Source organism: Pseudomonas sp. B21-010 (genome assembly GCF_024749325.1).
GTDB classification, from domain to species: Bacteria; Pseudomonadota; Gammaproteobacteria; order Pseudomonadales; family Pseudomonadaceae; genus Aquipseudomonas; species Aquipseudomonas kilonensis.
In genome coordinates this window covers 5465897-5487132 of sequence record NZ_CP087198.1, presented here as the reverse complement: position 1 = coordinate 5487132, position 21236 = coordinate 5465897, and the positions used below count along the sequence as shown (strand labels likewise).

20 protein-coding genes, 4 tRNA genes and 1 pseudogene are annotated in these 21236 nt (G+C 60.5%); 11 read left to right on the top strand and 14 right to left on the bottom strand.

Translation table 11 applies throughout. From position 1 onward, the window contains the following. The first annotated feature begins 179 nt into the window (after positions 1-179). The 6 genes and pseudogenes from LOY50_RS24465 to LOY50_RS29230 all read left to right on the top strand — a co-directional run bounded on the left by LOY50_RS24465 (position 180) and on the right by LOY50_RS29230 (position 2363). Positions 180-255, top strand: a tRNA-Asn gene (locus tag LOY50_RS24465). 7 nt (positions 256-262) lie between these two features. Continuing rightward, a tRNA-Pro gene (locus LOY50_RS24460) sits at positions 263-339 on the top strand. Positions 340-344: 5 nt separating this feature from the next. Beyond that, positions 345-420, top strand: a tRNA-Lys gene (locus LOY50_RS24455). 93 nt (positions 421-513) lie between these two features. After that, positions 514-590, top strand: a tRNA-Pro gene (locus LOY50_RS24450). Between the two features lie 147 nt (positions 591-737). Beyond that, positions 738-1508 (top strand): annotated as a pseudogene (locus LOY50_RS29235) (MCP four helix bundle domain-containing protein); the annotation flags it as partial. Next, positions 1500-2363 carry a methyl-accepting chemotaxis protein gene (locus LOY50_RS29230; RefSeq protein ID WP_408980874.1) on the top strand — a complete coding sequence of 288 codons (864 nt, stop codon included), beginning with the start codon at positions 1500-1502 and terminating at the stop codon, positions 2361-2363. The pseudogene LOY50_RS29235 and the gene LOY50_RS29230, both read left to right, overlap by 9 nt. Before the next feature lie 139 nt (positions 2364-2502). Here the strand turns inward: LOY50_RS29230 and LOY50_RS24440 are convergent, their stop codons facing one another. From LOY50_RS24440 to LOY50_RS24420, 5 genes are all read right to left on the bottom strand, one after another. Next, on the bottom strand, positions 2503-3801 hold the full coding sequence (locus LOY50_RS24440; protein ID WP_214512604.1) for an NAD(P)/FAD-dependent oxidoreductase: 1299 nt from the start codon (positions 3799-3801) through the stop codon (positions 2503-2505). 60 nt (positions 3802-3861) lie between these two features. Next, entirely contained in the window at positions 3862-4035 is a 174-nt protein-coding gene (locus LOY50_RS24435) for a DUF3094 domain-containing protein (protein ID WP_003205686.1), read from the bottom strand. Positions 4036-4088: 53 nt separating this feature from the next. After that, positions 4089-4616: an MOSC domain-containing protein gene (locus tag LOY50_RS24430; RefSeq protein WP_253469472.1), complete on the bottom strand. Its 528-nt coding sequence runs from the start codon at positions 4614-4616 to the stop codon at positions 4089-4091. Beyond that, entirely contained in the window at positions 4613-5239 is a 627-nt protein-coding gene (locus tag LOY50_RS24425) for a DUF1780 domain-containing protein (protein ID WP_003205682.1), read from the bottom strand. The genes LOY50_RS24430 and LOY50_RS24425 overlap by 4 nt, the downstream gene beginning before the upstream one ends. A 689-nt stretch (positions 5240-5928) precedes the next feature. After that, a complete protein-coding gene (locus LOY50_RS24420; protein ID WP_258689402.1) occupies positions 5929-6828 on the bottom strand; it encodes a LysR substrate-binding domain-containing protein in 900 nt (299 codons plus the stop codon). Between the two features lie 151 nt (positions 6829-6979). Between LOY50_RS24420 and LOY50_RS24415 the strand changes: the two genes are divergently transcribed. From LOY50_RS24415 to LOY50_RS24405, 3 genes are all read left to right on the top strand, one after another. Then, positions 6980-7393, top strand: a complete 414-nt coding sequence (locus tag LOY50_RS24415; RefSeq protein ID WP_253469466.1) for a tautomerase family protein — start codon at positions 6980-6982, stop codon at positions 7391-7393. 37 nt (positions 7394-7430) lie between these two features. Next, positions 7431-8117: an energy-coupling factor ABC transporter permease gene (locus LOY50_RS24410; protein WP_258689401.1), complete on the top strand. Its 687-nt coding sequence runs from the start codon at positions 7431-7433 to the stop codon at positions 8115-8117. A 63-nt stretch (positions 8118-8180) separates the two neighbouring features. After that, a complete protein-coding gene (locus tag LOY50_RS24405; RefSeq protein ID WP_053125334.1) occupies positions 8181-8396 on the top strand; it encodes a hypothetical protein in 216 nt (71 codons plus the stop codon). Here the strand turns inward: LOY50_RS24405 and yacG are convergent. From yacG to pilB, 5 genes are read right to left on the bottom strand one after another with little or no spacing between them, the layout of a single operon-like run. Beyond that, complete coding sequence (gene yacG, locus LOY50_RS24400) at positions 8393-8599, bottom strand: DNA gyrase inhibitor YacG (protein ID WP_214512608.1); 207 nt, start codon at positions 8597-8599, stop codon at positions 8393-8395. The genes LOY50_RS24405 and yacG overlap by 4 nt on opposite strands. Further along, entirely contained in the window at positions 8596-9219 is a 624-nt protein-coding gene (gene coaE, locus LOY50_RS24395) for a dephospho-CoA kinase (RefSeq protein WP_258689400.1), read from the bottom strand. The genes yacG and coaE overlap by 4 nt, the downstream gene beginning before the upstream one ends. Further along, complete coding sequence (locus tag LOY50_RS24390) at positions 9219-10088, bottom strand: A24 family peptidase (RefSeq protein WP_253469458.1); 870 nt, start codon at positions 10086-10088, stop codon at positions 9219-9221. The genes coaE and LOY50_RS24390 overlap by 1 nt, the downstream gene beginning before the upstream one ends. 1 nt (position 10089) lies before the next feature. Continuing rightward, positions 10090-11307, bottom strand: coding sequence for a type II secretion system F family protein (locus tag LOY50_RS24385; protein ID WP_214512611.1), 1218 nt, complete (start codon positions 11305-11307; stop codon positions 10090-10092). A gap of 2 nt (positions 11308-11309) precedes the next feature. Next, a complete protein-coding gene (gene pilB, locus LOY50_RS24380; RefSeq protein ID WP_258689399.1) occupies positions 11310-13010 on the bottom strand; it encodes a type IV-A pilus assembly ATPase PilB in 1701 nt (566 codons plus the stop codon). 224 nt (positions 13011-13234) lie between these two features. On the opposite strand from pilB, the gene LOY50_RS24375 reads away from it, so the two are divergent. Both LOY50_RS24375 and LOY50_RS24370 read left to right on the top strand, forming a co-directional pair. Next, a complete protein-coding gene (locus LOY50_RS24375) occupies positions 13235-13642 on the top strand; it encodes a pilin (protein WP_214512613.1) in 408 nt (135 codons plus the stop codon). A gap of 268 nt (positions 13643-13910) precedes the next feature. Then, a complete protein-coding gene (locus tag LOY50_RS24370; RefSeq protein ID WP_003205664.1) occupies positions 13911-14264 on the top strand; it encodes a BON domain-containing protein in 354 nt (117 codons plus the stop codon). Between the two features lie 348 nt (positions 14265-14612). On the opposite strand, the gene LOY50_RS24365 is transcribed toward LOY50_RS24370, so the two are convergent. From LOY50_RS24365 to acs, 4 genes are all read right to left on the bottom strand, one after another. Then, complete coding sequence (locus tag LOY50_RS24365; RefSeq protein WP_253469448.1) at positions 14613-14909, bottom strand: DUF2845 domain-containing protein; 297 nt, start codon at positions 14907-14909, stop codon at positions 14613-14615. A 1-nt stretch (position 14910) separates the two neighbouring features. Beyond that, positions 14911-17844 carry a DUF748 domain-containing protein gene (locus tag LOY50_RS24360; RefSeq protein ID WP_258689396.1) on the bottom strand — a complete coding sequence of 978 codons (2934 nt, stop codon included), beginning with the start codon at positions 17842-17844 and terminating at the stop codon, positions 14911-14913. Between the two features lie 121 nt (positions 17845-17965). Next, positions 17966-18982 carry a class I SAM-dependent rRNA methyltransferase gene (locus LOY50_RS24355; protein WP_258689394.1) on the bottom strand — a complete coding sequence of 339 codons (1017 nt, stop codon included), beginning with the start codon at positions 18980-18982 and terminating at the stop codon, positions 17966-17968. Positions 18983-19122: 140 nt separating this feature from the next. After that, on the bottom strand, positions 19123-21060 hold the full coding sequence (gene acs / locus LOY50_RS24350) for an acetate--CoA ligase (RefSeq protein ID WP_258689392.1): 1938 nt from the start codon (positions 21058-21060) through the stop codon (positions 19123-19125). Positions 21061-21236: the final 176 nt, after the last annotated feature.

Sequence of the window (21236 nt, the reverse complement as noted above, 5' to 3'; positions counted from 1 at the left end):
TACTTCTCGCTGAGAAGGAATCCAAAATAAGTTGCAAATCATTGTCTTGAAAGCAATTTAAGGGGTTGACAGAGGTTTTGAAGATTGTAGAATAGCGCGCCTCAGACACACGAACGCAGCGATGCGTAAGGGTAGAAGAGGTTGAAGCTAGCTTCAACGTTGCAACTTGAAATATCAGTTCCGTGATAGCTCAGTCGGTAGAGCAAATGACTGTTAATCATTGGGTCCCAGGTTCGAGTCCTGGTCACGGAGCCATTTCAATCGGGGTATAGCGCAGTCCGGTAGCGCGCCTGCTTTGGGAGCAGGATGTCAGGAGTTCGAATCCCCTTACCCCGACCATTTTTGGGTCGTTAGCTCAGTTGGTAGAGCAGTTGGCTTTTAACCAATTGGTCGTAGGTTCGAATCCCACACGACCCACCATTTTTGAAACCAGCTCGCTGGAATCGAATCTTAAGATCAGAGGCCAAAAGCGCTGATCGAGAAGGCGACTTGCAAAGGTCGCCTTTTTTTTACCGGGGTATAGCGCAGTCCGGTAGCGCGCCTGCTTTGGGAGCAGGATGTCAGGAGTTCGAATCCCCTTACCCCGACCATATTAAAAATCCTCGTATCGAAAGATACGGGGATTTTTTTTGCCTGCGATAAAGTGGATTAGACTTAAGACATCGTACAACTTGCCGATAACCCGCCGACAGGGGCCTTGCCCCACTTCAGGCCAACAATAAAAAAAGGCATTCCCTATGGTTCTTCGTCAGCTGAATATCGCCCCTCGTGCCGCGTTGGGTTTTGCCTTGATCGCCGTGCTGGTGGCGTTGCTCGGGGTGTTCGCGCTGGGACAGATGTCGAGTATTCGTGACAGTGAAGTCGCGGTGGAAACCCAGTGGCTGCCGAGCATTCGCGGCGGTGATGAGATCCGCGAGTGGATGCTGCGGATCCGCACCATTTCCCTGCGCATGGCCCTGGACCAGGACCCGAAGAACGTTGCGGTGTATCGCGGGCAGATGGACACGCGCGACAAGGAACTGAGCGAAAAAATTGCGGCCTACGAAAAGCTCGTCGTGACGCCTGAAGGCAAGGCGCTTTATGACCAGTTCAAGCAAACCTTCGCCGCTTACCGTACGGGTATCGCCCAATCCTTCACCCTGGCCGAACAAGGGCGTCGGGACGAGCTGATCAAGCTGCTGCTGGTGGACATGAAGACCGTGGTGGACGGTTCCGGCAAACAGCTCAACGACCTGGCGGAGCTGTTCTCCAAGCAGGTGTCCATCGAGAGTCAGAAGTCCCAGGAGCACTACGCCAATTCCCGCATGATCGTCAGCCTGTTCGTTGTGCTCGCCGCCCTGGCCACGGTGGCCCTGGCCATGCTGCTTACGCGCAGTATCGTCAAACCCTTGGGTGAGGCGCTCAATGCTGCGCAGAACATCGCCCGGGGTGACCTGACCCGGCCAATCGAGACCCATGGCAACGACGAAGTGAGCCGCTTGCTCAAGGCGTTGGCGGCCATGCAGCAGAATCTGCGTGAGACGTTGCAGGGCATCAGCGGTTCGGCCGCGCAACTGGCCACCGCAGCCGATGAGCTGAACACCGTCACGCTCGACAGCACCCAAAGCTTGCAACAGCAGAACAACGAAATCGAACAGGCCGCCACCGCCGTCACCGAAATGACCACTGCCGTGGAAGAAGTCGCGCGCAATGCGGTTTCCACCTCCGATGCCACGCGTCAGTCCAGTGAGTCGGCGTCCCTTGGGCAGCAGCGGGTCAGCGACACGGTCGACGCCATCGGCGCTCTCGCCAGCGACGTGCAAGTGACTGGCGGCCTGGTGCAATCCCTGGCCAACCAATCGCAGGATATCGGCAAGGTGCTGGACGTGATCCGCGCCATCGCTGAGCAGACCAACCTGCTGGCCCTCAACGCGGCCATCGAAGCGGCCCGGGCGGGTGAGAGCGGGCGTGGGTTTGCGGTGGTGGCCGATGAGGTGCGGGCGCTGGCTTATCGCACGCAGCAATCGACCCAGGAAATCGAGCAAATGGTCCAGGGCATGCGCAGCGGTGCCACCCAGGCACTCGACTCCATGCAGGCCAGCTCCAGTCGTGCCGCCAGTACCCTGGCCATGGCGGAGCGGGCGGGGGACGCGTTGCAGACCATCACGGCGTCGGTCAATGAAATCCACGAACGCAACCTGGTAATCGCCAGCGCCGCCGAAGAGCAGGCGCAAGTGGCCCGCGAGGTGGATCGCAACCTGGTGAACATTCGTGATTTGTCGGTGCGCTCGGCGTCCGGCGCGGACCAGACCAGCGCGTCCAGCCATGAGTTGTCGCAGCTGGCGAACTCGCTGCGCACGATGGTGCAGCGGTTTCAGGTTTGATTATTGAAGGGACATGAAGGGATGATCGCTCCCACGCTCTGCGTGGGAGTGAATCCAGTGACGCTCTGCGTCACAAAGGACGCGGAGCGTCCCGGCCTGCATTCCCACGCAGAGCGTGGGAACGATCGTCAGTAAGGCCTCAGTGCAACTTCAGCCGAGGCTCAGTCCCACGCCCGATCTTGCTGCCCAGCATCAGCATGGCCGTGCGAAACATGCCGTACAGCGCCATCTGGTGCATGCGGTACAGCGACACGTAGAACATCCGCGCCAGCCAGCCTTCGAGCATCACGCTGCCGGTCAGGTTGCCCATCAGGTTGCCCACCGCCGAGAACCGCGACAGCGAGATCAGCGAGCCGTAGTCTGTGTATTTGTATTCGGGCAGGGCCTTGCCCTCGATCCGCAGTTTCAAGGACTTGGCCAGCAGCGAGGCCTGCTGGTGCGCGGCCTGGGCGCGGGGCGGGACGTTGCGCTCGCTGCCGGGTTGCGGGCAGGCGGCGCAGTCGCCGAAGGCAAAGATGTTCTCGTCGCGGCTGGTCTGCAACGTAGGCAGCACTTGCAGCTGATTGATCCGGTTGGTCTCCAGCCCGTCGATATCCTTGAGGAAGTCCGGGGCGCGAATCCCGGCGGCCCAGACTTTCAGGCTCGCGTCGATCACTTTGCCATCCGCGGTAATCAGGCTGTCGGCGGTCACCTGGCTGACGGCGGCGTTGGTCATGACGTTGACCCCGAGTTTTTCCAGAGTCTTGTGCACCGGTCCGCCGATACGCTCCGGCAGGGCCGGCAAGACGCGTGGGCCCGCTTCGATCAGGGTGATGTGCATGTTCTCCGGTTTGATCCGGTCCAGGCCGTAGGCATGCAGTTCGTGGGCGGCGTTATGCAGCTCGGCGGCCAGTTCGACCCCGGTCGCACCGGCGCCGACGATGGCGACGCTGATGCGCTCGACGATATCGGTCTGCCCGGCGTGGGCGCGCAGATAGTGATGAAGCAGTTGCTGATGGAAGCGCTCGGCTTGTTTGCGAGTGTCGAGGAACAGGCAGTGCTGCGCCGCGCCTTCGGTGCCGAAGTCATTGGTGGTGCTGCCGACGGCAATCACCAGGGTGTCGTAGCCCAGTTCCCGGGCCGGCAACAGCTCGACGCCGGTCTCGTCATAGGTGGCGGCCAGTTGGATTCTCTTGCGCTCGCGGTCCAGGCCGCTCATGCGCCCCAGCTGGAACTCGAAGTGGTTCCATTTTGCCTGGGCGACATAGTTGAGTTCGTCTTCGGAGGAGTTCAAGGAGCCGGCGGCCACTTCGTGCAGCAGCGGTTTCCAGATGTGGGTCAGGTTCGCGTCGACCAGCATCACACTGGCCGTGCCGCGCTTGCCCAGAGTCTTACCCAGACGGGTAGCCAACTCCAGACCGCCGGCGCCGCCGCCAACGATGACAATACGATGAGTCATGGGGATATCTCGCAAGGCTAAAGGAAATCGGTGCCGTTACCCGAGCGAGCGAAACGCGGCTCATAGCGTCAGGTAACTGATCAGTCGGCTCAACAGGCCCAGGCCGATGGTCACGGCCAGTACCACCACCAGGAGCATCCACGGCCGGAAAGGCCGGCGCTCGACTCGGTGCTGGGACAGTTGCAGGTACTCTTCGACATGCTTCTGGTCTTCTGGGTTCAGGCGGCTGGTCATAAAAGGCCTCGTCAGGTAGACGTTGCGGAATGTGAAGACGTTACAGCGTCCGGCTAGCCGGCATTGAAAGCAGCGTAGCCGCTCGCCGGAACGGGTTCGACGATCAGGCTGTCGTCCAGGCGAATGATTCCACTTTTTAACACCCGGGCGGTGATTCCGCCATGGCCGCGTACCGCCTGGAACGTACCTTCGCCGAGGTTTCGCTCCAATCGGGCACACGGCTGGCACCAGCCGGTGGTTTCGAAAATGGCTTGGCCAATGCGAAAGCGCCGGCCCTTGAGGCTGAACAGATTGATGCCGCTGACCACAATATTGCGTCGCAGCTCCTGTGGCAGCAGGGGCCGGCCCTCGGGGCGGCCCATCAGCGAGCCGATCACGGCCAGGTGCTCCCATTGGATCAGCGTCACTTGCCGCGCATTGCGCACGCCGGGGCGGGCATGATCGCCGGTCAATCCAGCCTCCAGGCGGGCTTCCACGGCGTCCAGTTCGATCATGGGTGCATGGCCCTGGGGTCGTACGCCAATCCAGCGTACGCGGCCTTGCTGGGGCACAGCGGCAATCAGTTCCTGCAGTGGGCTCACAGGCTGATCCCGACATCGAACACGATGCTGCGACCCAGGTTGCTGCGCAGGAAGTCCGGCGCGTCGGGGTGGGCGAACAGTACCCGGGCAAACGTCGGCCCCACCAGTGACAGCGAGCGCCAGCCCTGGCGCAGGTATTCGGTCGGCGGTGGGAAGTGACTGTTGAGGTCCAGCACTTCGCGCTTGAGGCTGGCGAAGGCGATGATGTCCAGGTCACCCAGGTCCATGCCGCGCTCGGTGTAGTTGTGAGCTTTCTTGCGCAGGGTCGGGGCCAGCCGCATCAGGAACTCATTGGCCGGGATCCGCCGTGGCTTGGCCTCGCGACGCACTAGCTGGCTCAGGGAGAAGGCGCTGCGGCGGCGTTGCAGTTCATCGCGCCATTCGTCATTGAGGCGTCGACCTTCGTCGAGCACAAAAAACACCTCGAAATTGGCATCGCGAAACAACACGTCCGGCGGCTCGCCGGCCGGCGCGAACTCGTCGGCGCGATAAGGCACGTTCAGCCCTTGCAGCAGGCGCTGACAGACCCAACGCTCACGCTCCCATTTGCGGGCATTGGAGAGAAAGGCGTTGGCTTGCTCGGCCGCGATGGTCAGCAGGCGTAAGTAATCGGAGTCATCCATGAGCCCAAGCTTAGCGTTCAAATGTGATCAAAAAAAATAAAGCTGCTGTGATGGGAGCAAATTTCCGCTCAGGCCAGGTAATGCTATTCACTTGGAGCCTAAAGCAAGGGGTCGAGCCTCTATGCCTCTGCACCACCGCTATCGCGAGCAGGCTCGCTCCCACAGGGATTTTCGGATGTTCACAACATTTACATACGATACAAAAAACTGTGGGAGCGAGCTTGCTCGCGATAAGGCCGGCACATCCAACATCACCGTAAACTGCACCACCGCTATCGCGAGCAAGCTCGCTCCCACAGGAAAAAACGCGGTCCCACCAAGAACCAGGTCGGCTACCAGGCCGCCTCGCGGTGGACGTTGATCTCGGCGCCCCATTAACCACGCTGGCTGAACGAAGGTATTGCGCAGTGGGCAACCCGGCATGGATGCCGGGTTAGCCGCGCTGGGCCATGGATGGCCCTTCGCGGCGGCCCACGGAGCAATGCCTTCGTTCAGGCATGCCGAGCCTAAGCGAGGCACCGAGTGGTGGGGCAGAAGCGCTTTGGTTACTTTCGCGCTTTTCGAAAGTGACCCGCTGTAAGAGCGGAACCATAAGCAGCCGTTACCGCAGAAACGGATATACACACCTACGCTGAAACAGACCTCAGAATGGAAGGCCCAATCTCCGATAACCGCTCAAGTGAACAGCATTACCCCCAGGCAGGACCCAATAGATCATCCTGTTCAGCCTGACACGCCAACCAAGCGCAAAACAAATCCAACTTCTTGCTCTGCTGCGCGCTGCGCTTGGCGACATAGACGTAGCGACTCGGGCGAAACCCAAACGGTGCCACCAGGCGGCCAAGACGAATGTCGTCAGCCACCAGATGCCACGGGGCGACACAAATCCCCAGCCCGGCAATCGCCGCCTCCAACGTAAAGTAATAATGCTCGTATTCCAGCCCGGCCGGCGCCGTGGCCTGGTGTCCAATCGCATCCCCCCAGTTTGCCCAGGCATCCGGACGGGTTTTGGTATGCAGGAGGGGATGGCTGAAAATCGAGCCCAAGTCGGTTAATTGAATACGCGCCGATAAGGTGGGCGACAACACGACGCCCAATCGTTCAGGAAATAGCCGGACGGTGTTTTTTGGTTCGCCCACGATGCCCTGTTCAGCCGTGATCATCACGTCATAGCGATCCCGGCCCGGATCGCTCCCATGAACCGGTGAGCTCAGGCGAATCTTGATCTCTGGGTAAGTCGTATTGAAGTCGAAAAGACGCGGTATCAGCCACTTGACCGTAAACGTGCTGAAGCAGGACACGTCCAAGGTGCCTGTCGCCGTGTCTCGGATCCTGCTCACCGCAGCCTCGATCTGATCCAGTGCGGCCGTTAGTTCCGGCAGCAGTTCTCTTGCGGCTGCGGTGAGCTGAGGTTTGTTTTTTGGGCCTTCGAACAGGTCCACACCAAGACTCAACTCCAGCTGGCGTACCTGGCGACTCACGGCGCCAGGCGTGACAGACAGCTCCTCGGCGGCCGCGATCATTTTGCCCAGTCGGGCAGCGGCCTCGAAGGTATGCAGTGCATTCAATGGGGGGAGGCGACGTTTCATAAAGTGACTTTAACTCAATTACATCGCGCGTATAAATCGATATCAGGTATCGCGCGGATTTTGCAGAATTCCCCAGTTCCTGCAGTGTTTGCCGACTGTTCCGGGTCGCCAGGATTGAGGGGCATTCCCTATCAAATTGAGAGCACCTCACATGCCATTCGTTCGTACCGCCGTCATCAAGGGCACCAGCCAGCAACAACGTCAGCGCATCGTCGATGGCATACATCAAGCGCTGGTCGAGAGCATTGGTATGCCCGAGGATGAATTGTTCAACCTGGTCACGGACTACGACCCTGAACAGTTTTTCTACAGCAGCACGTTTAACGGTGTGGCTCGTTCAGACCATTTGATCGTGATTGAGATTACGATGCGCAGGGGCCGCAGTGATGCGATGAAGCGCGAGCTCTACAAAAAAATCGCGGACAATCTCGGGGTTCAAGCCCAGGTTCGTCCGCAAGACGTTTTCATCTTCATGCACGAGAATGACTATTCGGATTGGTCGGTAGGCTTTGGTAAGTTTGCAATGGCCTTGGTACAACAGCCGGGAAGTGTCGCTATCGAGTAGCGCACGGACGGCGTTCAAGTTCTCGCAGGAGTAGCCCATGATCGGTGCCGAACTGCTTTCACCGCAGACCCTGGCGGCCGGTTGGCTGATGTATGTGCCGGTGTTGGTCTGGGCCGTGGTACGGGCACCGTGGGTCGAGCTGTTCACCGACAGCCGTCGCCAGCACCTGTTGTTCGGCACAGTGCTGGCGTTGTTCATGCTGTGGCTGGTGCGCCGGGATTTCGATACGGGTGTCTCGTATCACTTCATCGGCATGACTGCCGTGACGCTGTTGCTGGACTGGCCCTTGGCAATCCTCGGTGGTTTGTGCGCGCAGCTCGTGCTGGTACTGCTGGGCCGTCAGGACATGGCCGCGGTAGGGGTCAACGGTGCGCTGCTGATCCTGTTGCCGGTGCTGGTCACCGAGTGCTGCGCGATCCTGGTGGAGCGCGCCCAGCCGCGCAATCTGTTCGTGTATATCTTCTGTTCGGGTTTTCTCGCGGCCGCGCTTTCGGCGTTGGCGTGCCTGCTGCTGGGGCTTGGCCTGCTGTGGTACGACGGTATATTCGCCATGCCTTACTGGCTGGAAGATTTTGTCGGCTACCTCTGGTTGATCATCTTCCCCGAGGCCTTCATCAACGGCATGGTGATCAGCGCGTTGGTGGTGTTCAGTCCCGAATGGCTGGAGACCTTCAACCGCACGCGCTACCTGTCGGCGCCGTGGAACGATGATGACAAGCCTTGATTCACGTCAAGGCTGCACCACCACACGCCCTTCATGCTTTGGAAAATTTCCAGGAGCACAACCATGAGTGTTTATGAGTGGGCGAGACAAGAGATCAGGCGTAGCCACGATGCCGCAATGGAGATCGGTTTTGACCCGGGCTTGAGCCTGCGCGCCTTGCTCAGTGCGATCGTGCAACAGAGCAAGACAGTGCGCAGCGCTGAAGACCTGGCCGATGAGTTGAGTTTCCTGGCGGAGAACCTCGACGATGAACAGGACTACGGTTTCATGCGGCCTTAATGATGTGAGCGAGGCTCGAAGTCTTCGCTGAACAGCTCGTCCTCGGCGTCGGGGCTGACCGGAATCTTGTGTTCTTCCGACGCCCAGGCGCCGAGGTCGATCAGCTTGCAGCGGTCAGAGCAGAACGGCCGGAATTTGCTCTCCGGGGTCCATTCCACAGGGGCGCCGCAGGTTGGGCAATCAACGGTTGGGGTCTGGCTCATGATTGGCCTCCACGCAAAGTAAGGTAAAAGTGATGCAGGCGCTCGACCTCGCTGTGCAGCCAGGCGAGGTCGCGATCATTGACCACCACGTCGTCGGCATGGCTCAGGCGATCCTGGCGGCTGGACTGGGCCTTGAGAATCGCCTGGACCTGCTGTTCGCTGGTCTGGTCGCGCTGCAACGTACGTTCGATCTGCAATTGTTCCGGCGCATCGATCACCAGGATCCGCTGGGTCGTGGCGTACTGCCCTGACTCGATCAGCAGCGGCGATACCAGGATCGCATAGGGCGATTGTGCCTGGGCCAGATGATGGGCGATTTCCTCGGCGATCAGCGGATGCAGCAGCGCCTCGAGCCAGCGGCGTTCATCGGCATTCTCGAAGATCAGCTTGCGCAACGCCGCCCGGTCCAGGGCGCCGTCGGCCTGCAATACGCCGGGGCCGAAGTGCTCGGCGATTTTCGCCAGGGCCGGGCGCCCGGGCTCGACCACCCAGCGCGCCGCATGATCGGCGTCGATGACGTGCACGCCCAGGTCGATAAAGTGCTGGGCCGCCGCGCTCTTGCCGCTGCCGATGCCACCGGTCAGGCCGAGAATCCAGGGTTTTTTCACTGAGGTATTCATTAAAAACCGACAGACTGCCAATAGAAGTCGGTTATTTGACCACCCCAGAGCAAGGCAATCCAGCCGGCAATGGCCAGATAGGGTCCAAAGGGGATCTGCGTCGACCCCGGGGCATCACGCAAGCGCAGCACAATCACCCCGACAACGGCGCCCACCAGCGACGACAGCAGCAGCGTCAGCGGCAGGATCTGCCAGCCACCCCAGGCGCCGAGCATCGCCAGCAGCTTGAAATCCCCGTAGCCCATGCCTTCCTTGCCGGTGATCAGCTTGAACACCCAGAACACCGACCACAGCGCCAGATAGCCGGCCACCGCGCCCCACATCGCCTGGTTCAAGGACACGAAGAGCCCGAAGCTGTTGATGATCAAACCCAGCCACAACAACGGCAGCACCAGGGTATCGGGCAGCAATTGATGCTCGGCGTCGATCAGGCTCATGCCCAGCAGGCCCCAGGTCAACACCATCACCATCGCGGCGTGCCAGCCAAAGCCGAAATGCCAGGCGACGAACGCCGATAACGCACCGCAGGCCAATTCGGTCAGGGGGTAACGCCTGCCGATGGGCGCGGCGCAGCCCGAACAGCGGCCGCGCAGCATCAGGTAGCTGAGCAGCGGAATGTTTTCCCAGGCGCGGATGCGATGGCCGCAGTGCGGGCACTGGGAGTGTGGCAGCATCAGGTTGTAGACCGGGCCAGGGGTTTCGGCCGGCAGGCCCAGCAGGTCGTGAGCCTGCAGGCGCCATTCGCGGTTGAGCATCTTCGGCAGGCGCCACACCAGCACGTTGAGGAAGCTGCCGATGATCAGGCCGAGCAGTGCTGCAACGAGCACGAAAGCCAGGGGATACAGCACGAAGAATTCGCTCAGGGGCATGTCAGATCGCAGAGCCGAGTTGAAAGATGGGCAAGTACATGGCGACCACCAGGCCACCGACGACCACCCCCAGGACCACCATGATGAAGGGTTCCATCAGGCTGGTGAGGTTGTCCACCAGATTGTCCACCTCGGCCTCATAAAAGCTCGCCACCTTGTCGAGCATGTCGTCCAGCGCGCCGGATTCCTCGCCGATGGCGGTCATCTGGATCGCCAGGTTCGGAAAGATCCCTGAGGCACGCATGGAGAAATTCAACTGCATGCCGGTCGAGACCTCCTGCTTGATGCGCAGCACGGCACGTTTGAACACCACATTGCCGGTGGCACCAGACACCGAATCCAGGGCCTCCACCAGCGGCACGCCGGCGGCGAAGGTGGTGGAAAGCGTGCGGGCGTAGCGGGCCACGGCGGATTTGTACAGCAAGGTGCCTATCAGCGGCAGCTTGAGCAGCCATTTGTCGCGCCAGTCGCGAAAGGGCTCCGAACGCCTGAGCGCGTACTTCACGCCAAAAAATGCCCCTACCAACCCGCCAAGCATCACCCACCACCATTGCTGCATGATTTCCGACAGGCCTATGACCATTACCGTGAAGGCTGGCAGCTGCGCGCCGAACCCGGAGAATACCGATTCGAATTGCGGCACAACCTTGACCAAGAGGATCCCCGTGACCACTGCGGCAACGAGGACCACGGCCGCAGGGTAGGTCATGGCTTTCTTGATTTTGGCCTTGAGCGCTTCGCTCTTTTCCTTGTAGGTCGCGACCCGGTCCAGCAGCGTGTCCAGGGCACCGGCCTGTTCGCCGGCGTCCACCAGGTTGCAGTACAGCTCGTCGAAATATTGCGGGCACTTGCGCAGCGCCGCGGCGAAGCTGTTGCCGGCGGCGACTTCCTGCTTCACCTCGTCCACCAGCTTGCGCATGTTGGGGTTGTCGAAGCCTTCGCCAATGATGTCGAACGCCTGCAACAGCGGCACACCAGCCTTGAGCATCGTGGCCATCTGGCGGGTGAAGAGGGCGATATCCAGCGGCTTGATGCGCTTGCCCTTGCTGAATATCGAGGTGGATTTCTTGCGCACCTTCTGCGGGTTGATGCCTTGTTTGCGCAGTTGTGCCTTGACCAGCGCCGGGCTCTGGCCCGTCAGCTCGCCACTCATTTTTGTGCCTTTGCGGTCCTTGCCTTCCCAAGTGTAAACATCGGTTTTGACTGCCTTGACCGCCATGTTCAATCCTTGGTGACCCGGTTGATTTCTTCGAGGCTGGTGACGCCCTGCATCACTTTGAGCAGCCCCGACGTGCGCAGGTCATTGAAACCGTCCTTGCGCATTTGCAGATCGATTTCCAGCGAGTTGCCCTCGGCCATGATCAACCGTTGCAGCTCGGGCGTGTTCTTGACCACTTCGTAAACCCCCACGCGCCCTTTGTAGCCGTTGTTGCACTGTTCGCAACCGACCGGCTCATAGATCGTGAATGTGCCAATGCGTTCCCGAGGGAAACCTTCCTTGAGCAAGGTTTCCTCGGGAACCTCGATGGCTTTCTTGCAGTGACTGCACAGCTTGCGCGCCAGCCGCTGGGCGATGATCAGGTGCACGGCGGTGGCGATGTTGAACCCTGGAATGCCCATGTTCTGCAGGCGGATCAGGGTTTCGGCGGCGCTGTTGGTGTGCAGGGTGGAGAGCACCAGGTGCCCGGTCTGAGCGGCCTTGATGGCGATCTCGGCGGTTTCCAGGTCGCGGATCTCGCCGACCATGATCACGTCCGGGTCCTGGCGCAGGAACGAACGCAGGGCCTGGGCGAAGTCCAACCCCTGGCGCGGGTTCACGTTGACCTGGTTGATGCCTTCCATGTTGATCTCCACCGGGTCTTCGGCGGTGGAAATGTTGATGTCCACGGTGTTGAGGATATTCAGCCCGGTGTACAGCGACACGGTCTTGCCCGAGCCGGTCGGGCCGGTCACCAGGATCAGCCCTTGCGGTTGCTTGAGGGCGGCCATGTACAGGTCTTTCTGGTCCGGTTCGTAGCCCAGGGCATCGATGCCCATTTGCGCACTGGACGGATCAAGGATCCGGATCACCACCTTTTCGCCCCACAGCGTGGGCAGGGTGTTGACCCGGAAGTCGATGGATTTGGTTTTTGACAGGCGCATTTTCAACCGGCCGTCCTGGGGTTTGCGCCGCTCGGAAATATCCAGGCTGGCCATGACTTTCAGGCGGGCGGCGATACGGTTGGCCAGTTGGATCGGGGGGCGGGCCACTTCCCGCAGCATGCCGTCGGTGCGCACCCGCACCCGATAGATCTTTTCATAGGGCTCGAAGTGCAGGTCGGAAGAGCCGCCCTTGATGGCGTCCAGCAACATCTTGTTGACGAAGCGCACCACGGGCGCGTCGTCGGCGTCCTGGCTGCCGATGGCATCCTGCTTGGTGTCGTCGATCGATTCGATGTCCAGGCCGTCGAGGTCGACATCGCCCATGCCTTCCAGGCCGGTGCTGCTGGATTCGAAGAACTTTTCGATGGCCTCGCTGAGCTTTTCGTCCTCCACCAGGATGGCTTCGGTGGTCAGGCCAGTGCTGAACTGGATGTCGTTGATGGCCTGGTGATTAGTGGGGTCGGAGATGCCCACGTACAGTTTGTTGCCACGCCGCCACAGCGGCAGGGCGTGGTGCTGGCGCACCAGTTTTTCGCTGACCAGGCCGCTGGGTTGGGTTTCTTTGTCCAGGCTGTTGAGGTCCAGCAGGGCGACGCCGAAATGCTCCGAGGCAATCTCCGCGACCTGGCGGCTCTGGACCAGTTTGTTCTGCACCAGATAGCTGACCAGGGGGATGCGGCTGCGTTGAGCCTGTTGATACGCCTGTTGCGCACTTTGCTCGGTGAGCAGTTCGGCCAACACCAATTGCTTGGTCAGGCCGCTGAGGGCGATGTCATTCATGGGAATCCCGACGGCGAACGATTCATGACTTATAGCCTAGTCAAGGCTTGGCGCCAAACCAGCGGGGCAGGGTGACAAAAAACGTCAGATAGTGCGGTTGTTGAGGTAGGACGTCGCCGTTGGGCGGGTTCAACCCCCTTTATTGATGAGACTTGAGGGTTGGCATGTGCCCTGCAATGGCCGTTTCAGGTCATGAGATTTCGACTCATGCTATGGAGATGTCTATGAATAAGCAGAAGGGTTTTACGCTGATCGAGCTGCTGATCGTCGTGGCGATCATCGGCATTCTGGCGACGTTTGCGTTGCCGCAATATTCCAGGTACCAAGCGCGGGCGAAGGCTACCGCCGGGCTGGGGGAAATCTCGGCGCTGAAGGTGGCGTACGAGGATCAGATGAATCAGGGCGTTACTCCAACGTTGACCCTCATGAACGCCCCGACCACAACCAGCAACTGCACAATTTCGGTAACAGGTACGGCTACGACGGCAGGCACCATCGTTTGTACCCTCCTGAACGCCCCTGCCTCCGTAGTAGGTAAGACGATCACCCTCAGCCGTGATGTCAACGGCCTCTGGACATGCGGATCCACCGCAGCCAAGGAATACCTGCCGATCTCTTGCCCTGGCACCTGATACTCGCGCGGCGAAGGGGGCCCGCTCCCTTGCCGTGCAAACCCTTCTTGATTTATCAGCTAAGCGGCAAGGCAGGATCGGCATGTTGCATGTTGAAAATGGGAGGCTCATGCAATTTGCATGATTCTGAATTTCGCCGCTTCGCTTAACTAATTGATTTATAAGGAATTAATTAATTTCTTAAAACTGGCACAACCTTCGCACTACTCCTGCTAACCCTGCCGGGATCCACCTCCGACAGATTCTGAGAAAAACAGGAGTTACTCGTATGAAGAAGTTCGCTATCACTGCCGCCGCTGCTACCGCTCTGACCCTGACTATGGCTAGCGCATTCGCCGAGACCACTCAAGCAACTCAGGCGCCAATGATGCTGGCTGCGGGCGAAGTGACAGAGGCCAAGGAAGACGTTTCCGATACCTGGATCACCACCAAGGTCAAAGCTGATCTGGTCACTGAAAAAGGCATTCCAGGCACAGATATCAAAGTCGAAACCAACAAAGGTGTTGTGTCCCTGTCTTCGATGACCAAAGTCACTGATGCACAAAAAGACACCGCTGTGGCAATCGCCAAGAAAATCAAAGGCGTCAAGGCCGTATCGGCTGACGGCCTGAAAGCCGAGTAAGGCTAATACTTCTCGCCTGGACTGGGAGAAGGCGCGGCAAGCGGGCCAGGATATACGTTTGCCGTTGCTTTGGAGTTCATGCGAAAGGCCACACGGACGTGGCCATTACAGGCCTCCGGCATTCGTGCCGGGGGCCTGTTCTATTCCGGGAGAGGAAAAGTGCGGGTGAGGTTTGTGGAGCAGGCTGGGAAACCGAGTTGCGCTTATCGCGAGCAAGCTCGCTCCCACAGGGGGGCGGGTTCTTTCAGGAAACAGCGATCAAGCTTGCTTGCGCCGCGACCCGAGTTCTTCCAGCAGGAATGCGATCAAAATGTGGGAGCGAGCTTGCTCGCGATGGCGGTGGTACATTCACCGCCCCCGCTTGCTGTTGATCTGCACCAGCCGATTCCCCTCGAAGCGCAGGTACTGATACATGCCGCTGTTGGGGCCGTAGGTCCATTCTTCCACCGGATATTCCTCCCGGCGATTGACGCTGCGTTTGTAGCCCAGGTCATCCCGCGCCGCTGGCTCCCCGCACTTTTGCAGCACTTCGCTGGAGCGGTCGCCGACGCTGATCAACTGGCTGCCGCAACGCAGCGTGTCGGCAGCCGCGGCCTGGCCGGTGGCGAGCAATAGACCCAGGCTGAGCCCGCACCAGGGTTTCATCTTATTCGGCATCCAGATGCATCGGGGTAATCACCCGGCCATCGCTCTCGGCCTGGCCGAGGTTGGCGTCAATGAAATACACGCGGTCGTCGGCCAACTGGCCTTTGTCCACCAGGAAGTCCTTGATGCTGCTGGCCCGTTCCTGCCCCAGTTGACGCAGCAGCACGTCGCTGCCGCTCCAGAACTTGATCACGCCTTCACGCAGTTTCTCGATGCGCGTCTTTTTGTCCAATTGCGTCCATTCGGCGGGCGGTTGGGTCTTGAGGCGGGTGCGGTAGATGCCTTCGAGCAGCGGTGCCTTTTCATCCTCGGGCACCTGTATCAGCGAGGCCTGGGCCGGTACTTTGTCGCCCCGACGCTGCAGCATCTTGTAGTAGTTGTACTGGTATTCGCGTTCCAGGCGCTGGGCGGCGAGCAGTGGGCCGTCGCTGCTTTCGGCGGCGGTGCCTTCGATCTCCAGGCGCAGCTCCGGACGTTTGCCAAGGGCCTCGGACAGTTTGAGCAGCACGCCTTCATTGTCCTTGCTCAGGTCGCTGGAGCCCGGCGCAAACGCCACGCTGCCCAGGTCTTCCGAGCCGCCACCGGCCACCAGCCCACCGATGAGTTTGAACGGCGCCTGGGCCGCTCGTACCAACAGGTTGCGCAGGGTCTGCCAGACGATTGGCATGATACTGAATTGCGGGTCGTTGAGATCGCCGGACACGGGTAGTTCGATGGAAATCTTACCGTCGGAATCCTTGAGCAAGGCGACCGCCAGTTTGAGTGGCAGGCTCACGGCGTCCGGGCTGTCGACTTTCTCCCCCAGTTGCAGTTGCTCGACCACCACTTTGTTTTCCGCCTGGAGCTTGCCCTTGGTGATCTGGTAATGCAGGTCGAGATTGAGCCGACCCTTGCGGATGCGATAGCCGGCGAACTTGCCGGAGTAGGGCGTCAGGGTGGTCAGCTCGACCCGTTTGAAACTGGTGGCGATGTCGAGGCTGGCCATCGGGTCGAAGGGGTTGACCGCGCCCTTGATGGTGACCGGTGCATAGCGATCGACCTTGCCCTTGATGTCGACGCTGGCCGGTTTGGCCTGGCGGCTGTCGATGGTGCCGATCTGGCCATTGAGCTGCTGGATGGCCGTGGCGAAATTGGGCGTCAGGCTGAAGTCGGCGAAGTTGGCCGAACCGTCATTGATGGCGATACCACCGATGTGGATGCCCAGCGGTTTTTCCTGGGACGGCGGTTTTGCCGCGGCTTTCTTGGTGCCGCTGTCGGCCGGTTGCGGGATCAGCAGGTCATCGACGTTGGTGGTGCGGTCGTCGTTGATCATGAAGCGCGCGTAAGGCTGGAACAGGTTGACCTTGTCGATGGACAGGCTGTCCCCGTGCTGATAATTCAGGCCTTCGAGGACCAGGCTCTGCCACTTGAGGAAGTCGCGGGTCTTGAGCGTGTCGAGGGTGTGCAACTGATCGACCTGGGCACGGCCGGTGACGGCAAATGCCAGCGGTTCGGTGCTTTTGAGGTCGACCGCCAGGTCACTGCCGAGCATCCCGGAGCGCAGCTCCAGGCGAATGAACGGGTTGATGTACGACTGGGCGACGCGCAGGTCGACGTCCTGTGTCTTGACCTTGAGCTTGGCGGTGATCGGGTTCAGGTTGACCTCGCCGTCGGCCAGGATCTTGCCCTGCTTGCCTATCCCGGTGTCCAGCTTGAGGGCAAAGGGTGAGCCGTTGAGGGTGTCGTAGTTCTGCAGGTCGAGGTTCAGCGGGCCGACCTCCAGTGCCACGGCGGGCTGGGCCTGGCGGTCGGCCAAGTGCACCTTATAGTCGCGCAGTTGCACATCCTTCAACATCACCTGCCAGGGTTTGCTGGGCGGTGCCGGTTCAGCTTTTGGCGAGTCTGCCGCTGCCGGGGCGGATGCCGGTTCAGCCTTGACCTGCGGTTTGGCCGGCTGGCTGGCGAAGAGTTTCTGCCAGTCCAGCTGCCCGTCCGCCTCGCGAGCGGCCCAGGTTTCCAGCTTCTGGCTGCGGATCTTGCCCACGATGACTTGCTGCTTGGCCAGGTCTACCGAGGTTTCGCTCACGTCCAGGCGTTCGAGCTTTACCAATGGACGGCCATCGGGTGTCTTGATGGCGAAGGGCGCGACACTGACCGCGGCGTTGTTGAGCAGCAGTTCGGTGCCCTTGGCCAGGTTGAGCTTGTAGTCGGTGCTGAGGTTCAGGACGCCGTTTTCCAGAACCAGCGGCACGGCGTCGCGCACATAGGGCCACCAGGCTTTCATTTGGCCGCCAGTGACTTTGAGCGTGCCTTGGGAGGCAATCGGCGTGAGGCTGAAATTACCGGTCCAGTCGATCTGTCCGCCTTCGGGGCCAGCAGCCACCAGGGTCATGTCGGCATTGTCGTCGGGCAGGGTGCTGAGGTTTTTCAGCTCGAAATCGAGGGTGTCGTAGAGAAACTCAATGGGTTCGCTGGGGCGCAGGTCCTGGAAATGCACATAGCCGCCGGCCAACTTGATTCGCTCGACCCGCAGGGGGAACGGCTTGGCCTCGGGGTTGGCAGGCGTCGGTTCGCTGGCCGGCAGCTTGAACAGGCCCAGCAGGTTCAACTGACCGTCCTTGGCGAACATCACTTCGGTCTTGGGCTTGTCCAGCTCGATGTCGACCAGGTGCAAGGCGCCGGACCACAGGCTGTCGAGCTGCAGATTGGCATACAGCCGTTCGAAGCCGACCTGTTCCTTGCCTGGTTCGCCGATATTCAGGCCCCAGAGGGTGACTTCAAGGCTGAAGGGATTGAGTTCGATGCGCTGGATCTGCGCCGGCACCGTCGCAAGGGCGGCCAGTTGCTGGTTGGCGATGCGCAAGGCGATGCCCGGCAAAATCAGAAAGCCCAACAGGCTGTAGAGGGCCAGTGCGGTCAACAGAGCGCCGATGGCGCGAATCAATCCTTTGGGCATGTGCGGCTTCATCTTGGTGTGAATTCGGAATGCCTTGGAGTATGGCACGCGTTTACGGTTCCGAAGCCACTGTGATTTATGAGAATTGTCTGGTTTTCTCGGTGAGAATCCCGACGCGGACTTAGAGCTGGAGGATCAGCGTCTTGAGCGGCGGCTGCTGATCCCGGGAAGGGAAATCGCTGCCGGGCGTCAGCACGCTCCACTCGCGCACCGGGCGACCGGCTTTTTCCGCACAACGCAACACCTGCTCGCGCCAGTCGTCCATGGGCACTTTTGCCAGGTTGTTGCAGCAGATCAGCACACCATCGTCGGCGGTGGTGAGCAGGGCCGGTTTCAGCAGGCTTTGGTAATCGCGCAACAGGTCGACGGTGCCGAACGCACTTTTGGCCCAGGCCGGTGGATCGAGCAGCACCAGGTCGTACTGGCGTTGCTCCAGGCGCACGTAGCTGGGTAGTTTCTGCCCGCGGCGCTGGCTGATGGGCAGGCCGGCCAGTTGGCGAATCGCCGGAAAGTAATCCGACTGCACGAATTCCATCGGCGGCAAATCGGGGTTGAGCAGGCCATTTTCGCGGCCCACCGCCAGGTTGCCTTCGGCGAAGTCCAGATTGCACACCTCCCGCGCACCACCGGCCGCGGCGCTCAGGCCGACGCCGCAGGTGTAGGCGAACAGGTTCAGCACGCTTTTATTGTGGCTGTGTGCCTTGACCCAGCCCCGGGCGTTGCGCAGGTCGAGAAACAGCAGTGGATCCTGCCCGGCATGGCGACCGCGGACGCGATAATTCAAGCCCCATTCATGCCCGACCAGGTCTTGCAGGGCGGCCTCGTCCGCCTGATAGACAGTGTCCTGGCGGTCGACGCGCGAATTGCCCCGGGCGCGGTCGTTGTAGACCAACAAAGTCTCCAGTCCCAGCCGTTCGTTGACGATGCCGTGCAGTTGCAGCAGGTCGTCGCGCTCCAGCGACTGATGGAAGCTCTGTACCAGCAGTTGCGGGCCGTAGCGGTCGATGGTCAGGCCGGGGGCGCCTTCCTGGCTGCCATGGAACAGGCGATAGCAGTCGGTGCCTTGCTGATGCAGTTGGCCGAGCAGCTCCTGGCGCTGGTCGAGGGCGGCGCGCAGCGCCTGATTCAAGGAAGACATGCCGGGCGCGCCTTAGAGAAATGAGGCGCGGGAGTTTAGCAGTTATGGCCGGCGTGGTCCCTGTGGGAGCGAGCTTGCTCGCGATGGCGGTCTAGATTGACAGGGCCCCATCGCGAGTAAGCTCGCTCCCACAGGAATCCTCAGCGATTGAGGCGTTTGTCGATCAGCCCCTCCACCACACTGGGATCGGCCAGGGTCGAGGTGTCACCAAGGCTGTCGAGTTCGTTGCAGGCGATCTTGCGCAGGATGCGTCGCATGATCTTGCCCGAACGGGTCTTGGGCAACGCCGGCGCCCACTGGATCAGTTCCGGCTTGGCGAAGCTGCCGATTTCCTTGCTGACGTGGGCCAGCAGTTCTTTCTTCAGCTCGTCATTGGCCTCCACACCATTCATCGGCGTGACAAAGGCATAGATGCCCTGGCCCTTGAGGTCATGGGGATAGCCGACGACGGCGGCTTCGGCAATGTTGTCGTGCAGCACCAGGGCGCTTTCCACCTCGGCGGTGCCGATGCGATGCCCGGAGACGTTGATCACGTCGTCGATGCGTCCGGTGATCCAGTAGTCGCCGTCTTCGTCGCGGCGCGCGCCGTCGCCGGTGAAGTAATAGCCAGGGTAGGGTTTGAAGTAGGTGTCGACCATGCGTTGATGATCGCCGTAGACGCTGCGAATCTGCCCGGGCCAACTGGATTTGATCGCCAGGACGCCGCTGCCGGCGCCGTTGATTTCCTTGCCCACTTCATCCAGCAAGACCGGTTGCACGCCGAACATCGGCCGGGTGGCGCAGCCTGGCTTGAGCCGTGGGGCACTCACCAACGGGCTGAGCATGATGCCGCCGGTCTCGGTCTGCCACCAAGTATCGACAATCGGGCAGCGCTGTTCGCCTACCGTGTTGAAATACCATTCCCACGCTTCCGGGTTGATCGGCTCACCAACGGTGCCGAGCAATCGCAGGCTTTTGCGGGACGTTTCCTGCAACGGTCCGGGACCTTCGCGCATCAGCGCGCGCAGGGCGGTCGGTGCGGTGTAGAAGATGTTGACCTGATGCTTGTCGATCACCTGCCAGAAGCGCGAACTGCTCGGGTAGCTCGGCACGCCCTCGAAGATCAACGTGGTGGCGCCATTGGCCAGCGGGCCGTAGACGATGTAGCTGTGGCCGGTGACCCAGCCGACATCGGCGGTGCACCAGAACACTTCGTTGTCGCGGTAGTCGAGCACGTACTTGAACGTCATCGCCGCTTGCAGCAGATAGCCGCCTGTGGTGTGCAGCACGCCCTTGGGTTTGCCGGTGCTGCCGGAGGTGTAGAGGATGAACAACGGGTCTTCGGCGTCCATCGGTTCCGGTGGGCAGTCGTCGCTCATCTCGTGCATGGCCTGGTGGTACCACAGGTCACGGCCTTCTACCCAGCCCACCTCGCCTTGGGTGCGCTGGACCACCAGCACGGTGCTGACGTTCGGGCAACTTTCCAGGGCCTTGTCGACGTTACGCTTGAGCGGTACGAAGCGCCCGCCGCGTACACCTTCGTCAGCGGTGATCACGGTGCGGCAGTCGGCATCGAGAATCCGGTCGCGCAGCGAGTCCGGTGAGAAACCGCCGAATACCACTGAATGCACCGCGCCGATGCGGGTACAGGCGAGCATGGCGTAGGCGGCCTCGGGGATCATCGGCATGTAGATGCAGACCCGGTCGCCTTTCTTCACGCCACGGCTTTTCAGCACGTTGGCCAGGCGGCACACATGGTTGTGTAGTTTTTTGTAGGTGATTTCTGCCGACTCGGCGGGGTCGTCGCCTTCCCAGATGATTGCCGTCTGGTCGCCGCGCGTTTGCAGGTGACGGTCGATGCAATTGGCGCTGACGTTCAGCTTGCCACCGGCGAACCAGGTCGCGTCGCCGTTCTTGAGGTCATAGCGCTGGACGGTTTGCCAGGGCGTCATCCAGTCGAGAAAGCGGGTGGCCTGCTCGGCCCAGAAGGCGCTGGGGTGTTCGATGGATTCTTTATAGAGCCGCTTGTACTCGTCCTGACTCAGTTGCGCAGCCCGGCGGACGGCATCGGCTTGGGGGTACTGGCTGATATCGAACATGACGGTTCCTTATTCTTGTTTTGCGACAAGTCATAAAGATGCGCCCAGTCGCCTGGGGGTTCAAGTCATGCACAAAGCAACTGTGTGCGAGCTTGGTGGGAGCAAAGCTTGCTCGCGATGACGGCGTCACATTCAACAGATAGGTTGATGTCAGACCGCTATCGCGAGCAAGCTTT